General features: G+C 68.1%; 12 protein-coding genes. 3 read left to right on the forward strand and 9 right to left on the reverse strand.

Annotated elements, in window-relative coordinates:
• Window positions 1–67 precede the first annotated feature (67 nt).
• The 6 genes from DTA22_RS21430 to DTA22_RS21455 form a co-directional block, all read right to left on the reverse strand.
• Entirely contained in the window at window positions 68–697 is a 630-nt protein-coding gene (locus DTA22_RS21430) for a hypothetical protein (RefSeq protein WP_112300817.1), read from the reverse strand.
• Between the two features lie 76 nt (window positions 698–773).
• The gene (locus DTA22_RS21435; protein ID WP_112300818.1) at window positions 774–2009 is read right to left on the reverse strand and encodes an RNA polymerase sigma factor; all 1236 of its coding nucleotides are present in this window, start codon (window positions 2007–2009) and stop codon (window positions 774–776) included.
• Entirely contained in the window at window positions 2006–2410 is a 405-nt protein-coding gene (locus DTA22_RS21440) for a YciI family protein (RefSeq protein WP_112300827.1), read from the reverse strand. Before DTA22_RS21440 ends, DTA22_RS21435 begins: the two co-directional genes overlap by 4 nt.
• Window positions 2411–2517: 107 nt before the next feature.
• Window positions 2518–3957: an HAD-IB family hydrolase gene (locus DTA22_RS21445; RefSeq protein ID WP_112300819.1), complete on the reverse strand. Its 1440-nt coding sequence runs from the start codon at window positions 3955–3957 to the stop codon at window positions 2518–2520.
• 4 nt (window positions 3958–3961) lie between these two features.
• Window positions 3962–6220 carry a glycerol-3-phosphate 1-O-acyltransferase gene (locus DTA22_RS21450; RefSeq protein WP_037243784.1) on the reverse strand — a complete coding sequence of 753 codons (2259 nt, stop codon included), beginning with the start codon at window positions 6218–6220 and terminating at the stop codon, window positions 3962–3964.
• A 17-nt stretch (window positions 6221–6237) separates the two neighbouring features.
• The gene (locus DTA22_RS21455; RefSeq protein ID WP_037243786.1) at window positions 6238–7692 is read right to left on the reverse strand and encodes a wax ester/triacylglycerol synthase domain-containing protein; all 1455 of its coding nucleotides are present in this window, start codon (window positions 7690–7692) and stop codon (window positions 6238–6240) included.
• Between the two features lie 124 nt (window positions 7693–7816).
• Here DTA22_RS21455 and DTA22_RS21460 point away from each other — a divergent pair, with 124 nt between their 5' ends.
• Both DTA22_RS21460 and DTA22_RS21465 read left to right on the forward strand, forming a co-directional pair.
• On the forward strand, window positions 7817–8260 hold the full coding sequence (locus DTA22_RS21460; RefSeq protein WP_112300820.1) for a GNAT family N-acetyltransferase: 444 nt from the start codon (window positions 7817–7819) through the stop codon (window positions 8258–8260).
• Between the two features lie 50 nt (window positions 8261–8310).
• Window positions 8311–8805 carry a DUF2505 domain-containing protein gene (locus DTA22_RS21465; RefSeq protein WP_112300821.1) on the forward strand — a complete coding sequence of 165 codons (495 nt, stop codon included), beginning with the start codon at window positions 8311–8313 and terminating at the stop codon, window positions 8803–8805.
• 3 nt (window positions 8806–8808) lie between these two features.
• Here the strand turns inward: DTA22_RS21465 and soxR are convergent, their stop codons facing one another.
• Window positions 8809–9288, reverse strand: coding sequence for a redox-sensitive transcriptional activator SoxR (gene soxR, locus DTA22_RS21470; protein WP_112300822.1), 480 nt, complete (start codon window positions 9286–9288; stop codon window positions 8809–8811).
• 42 nt (window positions 9289–9330) lie between these two features.
• On the reverse strand, window positions 9331–9861 hold the full coding sequence (locus DTA22_RS21475; protein WP_112300823.1) for a nitrobindin family protein: 531 nt from the start codon (window positions 9859–9861) through the stop codon (window positions 9331–9333).
• Between the two features lie 107 nt (window positions 9862–9968).
• On the opposite strand from DTA22_RS21475, the gene arcA reads away from it, so the two are divergent.
• Window positions 9969–11186 carry an arginine deiminase gene (gene arcA / locus DTA22_RS21480; protein ID WP_112300824.1) on the forward strand — a complete coding sequence of 406 codons (1218 nt, stop codon included), beginning with the start codon at window positions 9969–9971 and terminating at the stop codon, window positions 11184–11186.
• Between the two features lie 11 nt (window positions 11187–11197).
• On the opposite strand, the gene DTA22_RS21485 is transcribed toward arcA, so the two are convergent.
• Window positions 11198–11461, reverse strand: a 264-nt coding sequence (locus DTA22_RS21485; RefSeq protein WP_112300825.1) for an ArsC/Spx/MgsR family protein, incomplete at its 5' end; no start/stop codon positions are given.

Below are 11461 nucleotides of genomic sequence, written 5' to 3' on the forward strand. Positions count from 1 at the left end.
GTGCCCATCCGCCGCGGTCCTGGCGAGCGGATTGGACGCGACCCGTCCTGCTGCATCGGTCCGGTGGTTACGGAAGGTCCCCGTGCTCGGGGATGCCGAGCTCGTTTCGCACCGCGGTGAGGAAGTCTTCCTGGGCGCTGATCCCGGCCTGGAAGTGGTCGGCGAACTGTTGCTGACTTGCGGCCAGGGCGTCCGCAGCCACGACGTCATCGGTCGCGAAGTCGGTACTCAGCCAGCCGATCGTCTCGGATCCGGCGAAGTATTCGACCACCATTCGCCGTGCCGATTCCACGACCGGTTCGGATCCGATCAACTCCACCGCGGTGAACTTAGAGCCGAGGACGATGTTCTGCCGAGGTAGCGGGCGGAGGACGTCGACGATCATGGTCTGGAGGTCGGTGCCGTCGAAGCGATCGAAGGCCACCGAGACGGAACCCGAGGTGATGCGCACCTCGTTGGCCGCGGTCAGGAGTTCCGAGTAGATCTGCTGCCGCTGCGTACGCAGGAACTCGTTCGAGGATTGGTTCACCGCCGCCTCGACCTGATTCGACGTGTTCAGCAAGGTGAACACCCCTCCGCACACGGAGCCGATCAGGGTGCCGACGATGGCCATCGAGGCCACGAGCACGCTGAGCCGAAACTCGTGGCGCCGCACGTCCGTTCGGTCGAGGGGTTTGACGCCGTCACGCTCGCTCATCGTCCTGCTCCTTTCGGCGCACCACCGGTTTTCACCGACTCTCCCGTACCGGCGGCGACCCGTCGCGCGTAGTCGACTACTCAGGTTGTGACACCCCGTCGAGAGCGCTGAGCCGGGCCACCTGCGCCGCGAGGTACTGCTGCTCCGGCACACTGGTGGTGCGGTTGGCCGCCGAGCGGTAGTGCGTGAGGGCCGATTCCGGGTCGCCGGCCATGTCGAACAGGTGAGCGCGCACGGCGTCGAGGCGATAGTGCCCGGCCAGGGTGTCGTCGAGGGGCTCGAGCATCGTCAGCCCCGTGGCCGGTCCGTGCACCATCGCGGCGGCCACGGCGCGATTCAGCGTCACCATCGGGTTGTCCGACATACGCTCGAGCACACCGTACAGCGCGAGGATCTGCGCCCAGTCGGTGTCTTCGACCCGATCCGCGTCGTCGTGCACCGCCGCGATTCCGGCCTGCAGTTGGTAGGCCCCGATCGAACCGTGGGCGACGGCGTCCATCACCACCCGCTGACCCTCGACGATCAGTTCCCGGTTCCACAGCGTGCGATCCTGCTCGGCCAGCGGGATCAGCTCGCCGTGCGGGCCGGTACGGGCGGGGCGGCGGGCATCGGTCAACAGCATCAACGCCAGCAGCCCACCCACCTCACCGTCGTCCGGCAGCATCGCGTGCACCGACCGCGTGAGCCGGATCGCCTCGGCGGACAGTTCGGTGCGATGCAGCCGATCGCCGATGCTGCTGGCGTAGCCCTCGTTGAAGATCAGGTACAGCACGTGCAGCACCGACCGCAGGCGTTCCGTCCACTCGTCACTCGTCGGCCGTCGGAACGTTATCCCCGACGCCGTGATGCGTTGCTTTCCGCGACTGATCCGTTGTGCCATAGTCGCTTCCGGAACCAGGAATGCGTTGGCGATCTCGGCGGTGGTGAGCCCCCCGACCGCGCGCAGTGTCAACGCGATGGCCGAGGCAGGCGTGAGCGCAGGATGGCAGCACAGGAACAGCAGGAGCAGCGTGTCGTCGCTGTCCGGCACGTCCGGCGCCGGCGGCACCTGCCGGGCGACCACTTCCTCTCGCGTACGGCGGGCGATCTCGCTGCGGATCTGATCGGTCATCTTGCGGGTGGCGGTCTGGATCAACCAGCCACGCGGATTGTCCGGCAACCCCTCCTGCGGCCAGTGCCGGGCCGCCGCGAGCAGCGCCTCCTGCACCGCGTCCTCGGACCCCTCGAAATCACCGGACCTCCGCACGAGCGCGCCGAGGACCTGCGGCGCGAGTTCGCGCAGCAGGCCCTCGAGAGCGGCGTCGGTTCTCACAGATCGCTGTCGGGAGCGCCCATCACCTGCCGGACCTCGATCGGTTGCTGGATCGGCAGCCCGTCGGGGCCCGGTGCCGCCGACGTCCGCGCGGCGATCTCCAGCGCCCGCTCCTCGGATTCGACGTCGATCATCCGGTACCCGGCGAGCAGTTCCTTCGATTCGGGGAACGGTCCATCGGTCACCACCGGAGCGCCCTTGCCGTCGAACGTGACACGTTTCGCGACGGCCGGTCCGGCGAGCCCCTGCGCGTCGACGAGTTCACCCTGCGCGACGAGCTCCGCGTTGAGGTCCTGCTGGAACCGGATGTGCGCCTGCACGTCCTCCGGCTTCCACTCGGTCATCGGCACGTCGCAGCCCGCGCCGCCCTCGTAGTGCTGCAGCAACATGAACTTCGGCATCTCTGTCTCCTCACCCGGTGTGGCGCCCATTCTGGCGCTTTCAGGAACAGGACGGAGCACATCCGAGGTTCTCTACACACTTCGGGAACTTTCTTCGAAGAATTTCTTCAGCGGTGCCCGGCGTGCAGACAGTCCTCGAACAGGGTCCGCACCTCGTCGACGTGCCGGTCGAGATCCGCGAGGTCCCAGCCGTCGGTCGGCACAGGTGCGAGTACGTCGACGTCGACGGTGCCGGGATGCGCGACGAGGGAGTTCCGCCACATCCGTTCGCCCGCGTTGTGGATGACGATCGGCACGATCGGCACGCCCGCCTGCATCGCCAGGTGGAACCCGCCCTTCTTGAACTTGCCGAGGCGCGGAGTCGGCGAGCGGGTGCCCTCGGGGGCGATCGCGATGGAGATCCCGGACTGCAGTTTCTCCACGGCCGGGCGGAGGGCAGCCCTCGCCTTCGTGCTGTCCGCCCTGTCGATGTACGCGACGTCGAGCAGCGCCCCCACGGGAATGAACCGGGGATCGCGCGCGGCCTCCTTCTTCGCGACGCCGGTGACATCGCGACGGATGACGCTGCCGATCACCAGCATGTCGAGCGAACTCTGGTGATTGAACATGAAGACCGCGGGCCTGGCCGACCACGCATTCTCCTTGCCCTTGATGCGCACGTTGATCCCGCAGATCGCGAGCGCGAGATCCGGGCCGAAGCTGCCGACCAGGTTGGCGCCCGTCTGCCGGTTCTGGGTGAGCAGGCCGGCGGAGACGCCGAACGCGGCCGCCCCCATCAAGGCGCCGATCGCCGTGGTGGTGCGGGCGATGGACATCGGGTCGGCGCCGCTCTCCGGCGGTCGCAGATTCACCGACGGCCACCCGTTCTGCCGCGCCGTCGCCGCCAGCTTGCGGTCGGGGTTCAGTGCCACGGGATGTCCTACCGACTTCAGCATCGGAACATCTTCTGCGCCGTTGGAGTACGCGAAGCTGTCACCCAGATCCGCTCCGTACTTCTCGGCGTACTCGCGCAGTGCCTCGGCCTTGGCCGGACCCCACAGCGGCGGCGATTCGAGCTTCCCGGTGAGCATCCCGTCCAGAACCGCGGGCCGGGTGCACAGCACGTCCTCGGCGTCGATGTCGAGGTCCGCGGCCACCGACAGTGCCTGATAGGGGGTGGCGGAGGTGGCCATCACCACCCGGTGACCGGCGTGCCGGTGCGCGGCGAGCAGTCCGCGGACCTCCGAGAAGATCATCCTCGCGATCTCCTGGCGGAACAGCCGCTGCCCCCACTCCTGCATCTCGTCCTCCATACGCCCCGCCAGGCTCTGCACTCCGATGCGCATCAGGTTGCCGACATCGGCGCCCCGGAAGCGGGTCTCCACCGCGGCGCCCGTGGTGCGCAGAAGCTCGGCCACGCTGATGTCGAAGCGACGCAGACGGTCCCGGTAGACGACGCTCGCCGAGTACCCGCTGATCAAGGTCCCGTCCAGATCGAACGCGGCGAGGGTGCCCGGGCCGGGAACGGCGGCCGCGATGTCGTCGTGGAGACTGCGGAGATCGCTCATCTACTCACCTACCACCCATCTGGTCGAGATTCTCGTGCGCGATGGCCCGGATGCGCAGCACCTGATCGATCAGGGTCTGGAGTTCGGCGTCGAACTCGACTCGCCGTGCCGCCATGTTCTCGGCGTTCGGTTCGACGAGCCCCCGATTTCGTGCCAGCTTGAGCGCAGTTGTGAAGAGTTCGGCCGAAATCGACTCGCTGCTCCCGATCTGCTGCCGGAGGCGCCGCTGCTCGGCGAGCGCGAGGCACGACGTCATGAACGCCTTCTCGTCGAACTTCCGGTCCACGGGAGTGCGGAGCAGCTGACCCGCGACCACGGCATACGCCTCCAGGAACGGCTGCAGAACCCGGTGCGCCAGGTGAATACGCATACCGGACAACAGGTTCGCCGCATGTTGCGGGTCACCGAGATTCGACTCCCATGCCGGGTCGATCAGATCCAACTCGGCTCGCAGTTCCTTCCGGAAGCTGTCCTTCTCGCTGAAGAAGAATTCGAACTTGAGGAGATCGCGAATGCGCAGCGCCGCATCCCATCCGTCGTTCAGCGGATCGGTGAACTGCTGATCGACGGCCGCCCGCAGCACCATCTCCGCGATCGCGCGCATCACCAGGAAGTGAATCGTGTTGTTGCGGTAGAACGCTGCCACGAGATGCTGATCCCGGCCGAGATAGAACACCCGTTCGCTGCCCTGATCGAAGCTCTTCAATACCCCGGAGTCGAGGTGGGTGCGGACGGCCTTGCGGATCACCTGCGGATCGGTCAGGTCCACGTCGCCGGCGGTCGGCAGCGAGCGCGCCGTGATGTAGTCCACGAGGGGTCCGAGAATGGCACCGACCTCGGCGACGGTGAGCGCCCGGTCCTCGATGCCGAGGAACGCGAGCATGACGAGCGACGACGCCGTGACAGGGGTGACCTCGTTGATGCGGTGACACACCTCGAACGCCGTCTTCTGCACCGCCAGCCGCAGGTCGTCCTCCTGGCCCAGGTAGTCCGCCAGCGACATCGGCCTGCCGACGTTGACGTGCGCGACACCGTGCCGTTGACCCTGGGCCCGAACGTATCCGAAGAGCCAGCGCAGACTCTCCTTGCTCTTCGCCTGGCCGTGCGCCTCCGCCGCCATCGCCCCGACCTCGTAGAGCTGGTCGTACGTCAGCGACACCGGGACGAGGTACACGTCGGACATCCCGCTGTCCTGGAAGGCTTTCGCGAGGTAGTTGAGCAGACCGAACCGCGGCGGCCGCAGCTTCCCGGTGCGGCTGCGCCCGCCCTCGATGTACCACTCGAGGTTGAACCGCTTCGTGAGCAGGTAGCGCATGTACTCGCGGAGCGTCCACTTGTAGATCTCGTCGCCCTCGATCTTCCGGCGGATGAACACGGTGCCGCTGCGCTTGCCGATCGGTCCGATCGGCCAGAAGTTGATGTTCAGACCGCCCATCACGTGGTTGAGCGGAAGGTCGTTCGCGAGCAGCGCCGGGCGCAACACCAGAGGGTCGAGGTACGAGCGGTGACTGGGCAGGAACACCAGGGAATGTTCCTTGTTCAGCTCCCGCAGCTCGTCGAGCCGGGTGGTGTCGACGTCGAGTCGGTAGGCGCGGGAGAAGTAGCGGCCCAACTGGTCCCACAGCGCGATGGCCCGCCTGCTCTGCGCGGCGACCATCTCGTCCAGCGCCCCCCGGGCCCGGCGATCCACCTCGGCGACGGGGAGGTTCAACTTCGCGGACAGCTCCCTGGTGCCGGCGTGGTACCGGCTGGCGTCGGTGATCTCGTCGACGACGAACTTCGACACCTTGTACTGCGTGCCCAGGAGGGTGCGTTCCGCCCGCTCCAGGGTCAGCGCTGCCTGGCGGCGAATGAAGTCCGGAAGCGACCCGCCACCGTTCTCGGCGAGCCGGCGTTCGAGGTCGCTGAGCGGGGCCGGGTCGCCTTCCAGGACCTGGCAGCGGGCCGGGTCGTCGCGCATCACCCGGCGCTGCATGTTCTGGCCGGGGTGCAGTGGATCGCGCAGCGACAAGGTTTCCCGGAATCGCTGCGCGCCGTCCGGATGGGTCTCCTTCGGCAGCCAGACCACCCGGAGCGGGGTGAGCAGCGGGTCATCCTTCCGGCGTACGAGATCGGCGAGGGCCTGGTCGGTGACGCGGACCGTCGGCGGCGGCTGACCGGAGTCGTTCGCCTGCCGCTCCAGCCACGTGCGGAGAACGTCGTCCTCCATGTCGCTCATCGTCTCGATGAGATAGACCCGCGGCCGTGTCGTCTGCTCGTCCATCGCGCCAGCCTTTCCTTTCACCCGCGGCCCAGTTCGACGATCTCGTCGAGACTCTCCTGCAGGCACATCATGAACCGCGCCGGCTCGGTGACGGCGGCGGTGTCGAGATTGACGCCGATGCAGCATGTGCCGACGTGGGAGACGAGGGTGGCCATGACCGCGCAACCGGGGGCCGGGCCGAACGGGAACATCCGCTCGATCCGGGCGCCCGCCAGGTACACGGGCACGGGGACGCCGGCGACGTTGCTGGCCTGCAGATCGAGACCCGTCGACTGCGAGAGGTACCAGTTCGCCAGCACCACCGTCGGAAGCCGGACCAGGAGCGGGGCGGCCGAATCCAGCAGTCCGAGTGCGGGTTCCTGGCGCAGCCCCAGGATGATCGCGCGCACCTTCTTGATTCGCGCGACCGGGTCGCGCTCACCGACCGGTCCGGCGAATCGGGCCGCCGCGAATCGGTTGCCGCCCGTCGGATCCGACGCCGAACGCATGCTCACCGGCATGCCCACCGGAATCGTCTCGAGGTCGTGGCCGAACGATTCGTGGTAGCGGCGGAAGCCGCCCAGCAGGGCCGCCACGTACGCGTCGTTCAGTGACCCTCCCGCGACGTGAGCGGCGGAACGCAGTTCGTCGACACTCACCTCCAGCACCCCGAACCAGCGTCCGAGCCCGCGGTCGCGCAGCAGGTCCGAACCCGTGGTCGGGGGAGGGGTCACCACCCTGCGGATCGAGTTCGCGTAACCGGCGACCTCCGTGACACTGCCCACCGGGTCGCCGACGACGGTCATCGCCGTCCGCACCGCGCCCCGGATCAGGCCGCCGAGTCGGCCGGGGGCGCTGCGCACGTTGTCGAGCGCCTGCTCGAACAGGGCGCCGCCGCCCGACATCTGCTCCGGCAACGGCGCGGGCCGATCCGGTTTGTCCGGCGACGGTTCGGGGCGCCTGCTGTGCAGCAGCGTCATCAACTGGATGCCGCCGAGTCCGTCGGTGATGCTGTGGTGCGTCTTCACCACGTAGACGGCGCGGCCGTCGTCGAGTCCCTCGATGAGCATCGCGCTCCACGGCGGCCGGGCGCGGTCGAACGGCTCGGTCGCCATGTGCCTGCACATCCGCAGCGCGTGGTCGAACGTCGCAGGCTCCGGCAGCCGCACCCGCGACAGGTGATAGTCGAGGTCGAACTCCGGGTCGACCGACCACATCGGATTGCCCAGCCGCAACGTCGGCTCCACCACCCGCATCCGGATGCGCGGCACCATGTGCGACGCCCACTCGTGGGCGCGCACCAGCCGGTCCCAGTCCGGCGGTTTGTCGAGGACGTCGACCGCGACGATCGGTGAGCGCAGCTTCGGCTGCACCTCCTCCATCCGCCACATCCCGGTCTCGAAGTCGGACATCGTACGGTCCGCTCCCCAGGCGACGTCGGAGAAATCCACGTCGACGGCACTCGGCGGTATCAGAGGTTCGCCGTCGGCCATGCCCACCCTCATTCGGTTGCTCGAGTTGCCCTCAGCTGCTGCTTTTCCAGTGTGGACCCGCCCCGCAGATCGCGCCCCTGGTTCCGGCGGATTGCGCACCGGACTTTCTGTCTAAGGTGAGGACGTGCCGACCCTCCACCACGCGACGCTCGACAGGATCGACCCGGCCACGCTCTACCGGATCATGGTCCTGCGGACCGACGTGTTCGTCTTCGAGCAGGGCATCGTGTCGGAACCCGAACTCGACGGACGCGACCTCGAACCGACCACCACCCAGTTCTGGGCGGAGGACGACGGCGAGGTTCTCGCGACTCTGCGGGTGCTGGCCGACGAACCGACACTGCACCTCGGACGCGTCGCCACCGCAGCCCACGCCCGCGGTCGGGGACTCGCGGGACAGCTGCTCGAAGCCGTGTTCGAGGCGTTCCCGGGACCCATCGAGATCTCCGCTCAGGCCTACCTCGAAAACTGGTACTGCCGTTACGGTTTTCGCAGAACCGGCGAGAACTACCTCGAGGTCGGCATCGACCACCTGCCGATGAGGCGCTCCGCGCCCGTGCGTGGCTGACGAGTCTCCGGACTCCTTCGCCGCTCACGGAGTTGTCGTAGGCTGCCGTCATGGCGAAGAGCTTCGAATACTCCGAACAGATCGCGTACCCCGTCGAGCGCGTGCACGCGACCGTGACGGATCGGGCGTTCTGGCAGCACCGGTTCGAAGAGGCGCCGGAGAAACTCACCCTCGACGACAGCCGCGGCCCCGGCACGCTGACGGCGACGATGCGCGACACCATCGGCGCGTCCTCCCTCCCCGGGCTGGTCCGCAAGGTCGTCTCGGGTGAACTGAAGGTCGAGCGTGCCGACGAATGGGGCGCCCTCGACGGCGACCACGCCGACGGCCGGATCAGTGGCAGCTCCACCGGGATCCCGGTGAAGATCGAGTGCACGTCGGTGCTCCGTGCGTCGGGCGACGTCACCGTCCTGGACGTCGCCGGATCGGTGCAGGTCAAGATTCCGCTCGTCGGCGGACAGATCGAGTCCCTCGTCAGGAAACTGGTCGGCGACATGGTCGGCCAGGACCGCGACGCGATCGAGAAGTGGCTCGGCGACAGCTGACGTTCACGCCCCGGACACCGGGCGGTCGAGTTCGACGTCCAGCGTGCGGGCACCCGGCCCCGCCGTGCCCAGCCGGTCGTGGGAGTTGACGATCGCGCAACTCCCGAGCGACAGGCACCCGCAGCCGATGCAGCCGGTCAGGTTGTCGCGGAGCCGGATCAACTGCTCGATCCGCTGATCCAGATCCGCGTGCCACCGCGTCGACAGTTTCTCCCAGTCCTTACGGTTCGGTGTGCGGCCCTCGGGAAGGGTCCCGAGGGCGTCCCGGATCTCGGCCAGCGGAATCCCGACCCGCTGAGCGATGCGGATGAACGCGACCCGCCGCAGCGTGTCCCTGCGATAGCGACGCTGATTGCCGGACGTCCGCCTGCTGGTGATCAGCCCCTCGCGCTCGTAGAAGTGCAACGCCGACACCGCCACGCCACTGCGCTCCGACAGCTGTCCCGGCGTCAGTTCCTTGGCTCTCCACTCGGGCATCTCCACGACAGGCAACCTTTCACGCGGTTACCTGAACAATACTCGAGGTCAGTCGCGGCGGAGATGTCCGTGGAGGTGGTGTGTGAGCGGAGTCAGGTCGTGCGCCATCCACAGGTCGTACGTGAGGTCGCCGCCACGCACCGACAACTGTCGCCGGATGCTGTGCACCGGTTTCGCGTCCGGGGACGCGCTCAGCGCGACCATCGACAACTCGATGGTCCCCTCCCGGATCTGACCGCGGTGGATCTCGGTGAACCCGGTCGGCTGGGCCACGAGCAGTTCCGCCTCGTCCTCGGCGACGAGCCGCAGAAACCCGGACTCCGAGTGCAACGGCCGCCCGCTGCCCGACGCCCGCGTCCGAGACCGGTACGCCAGGAACGGTTTACCGGTGGGGGCGAATTCGATCTCCTCGGTGTACGCGAACTCGTCGATCGTCGGGTACGCGCCCTCACCCTCGCCGCGCCACAGACCGGCGAACGGCGCCAGGGCTGACGGCACCGACGGAAAGGGGGGCGTGTCCGCAGACGAACTCGCCGCCGCATCCGAGTGCGCCGGCGAGAGAGTCGAGTTCTCGTCCATGAGATACCTCCGCCGTTTCACGGTACTCGCCTGCGGCGCCGAGGGACACGGTCGGCAGCGGAGCGTTTGAGCGTGCCTGCCGGGCCCGCCGGCATTACCGTCTAGACATGAACGCGTCCGGTTCTGCACCGCTGGGAGCCAACTCCGAAGTCGGGCGGCTGCGTGCCGTCCTCCTGCACCGGCCCGGGGACGAACTGAAGCGGCTCACGCCCCGCAACAACGACCAACTGCTCTTCGACGGACTGCCCTGGGTCGACCGCGCGCAGGAAGAGCACGACGCGTTCGCGGACCTCCTGCGCAGCCGCGGCGTCGAGGTCCTGCTGCTGTCCGACCTGCTCACCGAGACACTCGGCGCCAGCGGCGCCGCCCGCATACAGGGCATCGGCGCGGCCGTGGACCCACGCAAACTCGGGCACACCCTGGCGCAGGAACTGGCCGCACATCTCCGCGGCGTCCCGGCCCCCGAACTCTCCACCATCCTCACCGCGGGCATGACCTTCGACGAACTACCCGTCGCCGCCAACACGGCGTCGCTGGTCCGTCGCATGCACCACGGCGGCGACTTCGTCATCGACCCGCTGCCCAACCTGCTGTTCACCCGGGACTCGTCGTTCTGGATCGGACCCCGCGTCGCGATCACGTCCCTCGCCCTGCCCGCCCGGGTCCGCGAAACGTCCCTCACCGACATCATCTACGCCCACCACCCGCGTTTCCGCGGCGCCCGGCGCGCCTACGAATCCCACACGGCCCCCGTCGAAGGCGGCGACGTCCTGCTCCTCGCACCGGGAGTCGTCGCCGTCGGGGTGGGGGAGCGCACCACACCGGCCGGTGCCGAGGCGTTGGCGCGCAGCGTCTTCGAAGACGAACTGGCGCACACCGTGCTGGTGGTGCCCATCGCGCAGGCCAGAGCGTCGATGCACCTCGACACCGTGTGCACGATGGTCGACCACGACGCCGTCGTGATGTACCCGGTCATCCAGGACACGCTGTCGGCGTTCACCATTCACCGTGAGGACAAGGGCGTGTCGATCCGCGGAGCCGATCCGTTCCTGACTGCCGCCGCCGAGGCGATGGGCATCGGCAAGCTGCGCGTCATCGACACCGGACTCGACAACGTCACCGCCGAACGCGAACAGTGGGACGACGGAAACAACACGCTCGCACTCGCACCCGGCGTCGTCGTCGCGTACGAACGGAACGTCGAGACCAACGCCCGGCTCGAGGCGTCGGGCATCGAGGTACTGCGGATCGCCGGTTCCGAACTCGGCTCGGGCCGCGGCGGCCCCCGCTGCATGTCCTGTCCGGTGGCCCGCGACCCGCTGTAGGCGCGAAGCGCCTAGAGGACCTCGCGGACCTTCTCGGCCGGCCGGGCGAGGACGGTGCCCTTGTCCGTCACGACGATCGGTCGCTCGATGAGGATGGGGTTGTCCACCATCGCTTCGAGCAGTTCGTCCTCGGACGCCTCGGCGAGCCCCAGTTCCTTGAAGACGGTCTCCTTCTTACGGATCGCCTCGCTCGGCTTCAGACCGGCGTCGTCGAGAAGTTTGCGGAGCCCGTCCCGGGAGGGCGGCGTCTCGAGGTACTTCACGACGGTCGGTTC

It is taken from the genome of Rhodococcus wratislaviensis (assembly GCF_900455735.1).
Taxonomy (GTDB): Bacteria; Actinomycetota; Actinomycetes; order Mycobacteriales; family Mycobacteriaceae; genus Rhodococcus_F; species Rhodococcus_F wratislaviensis.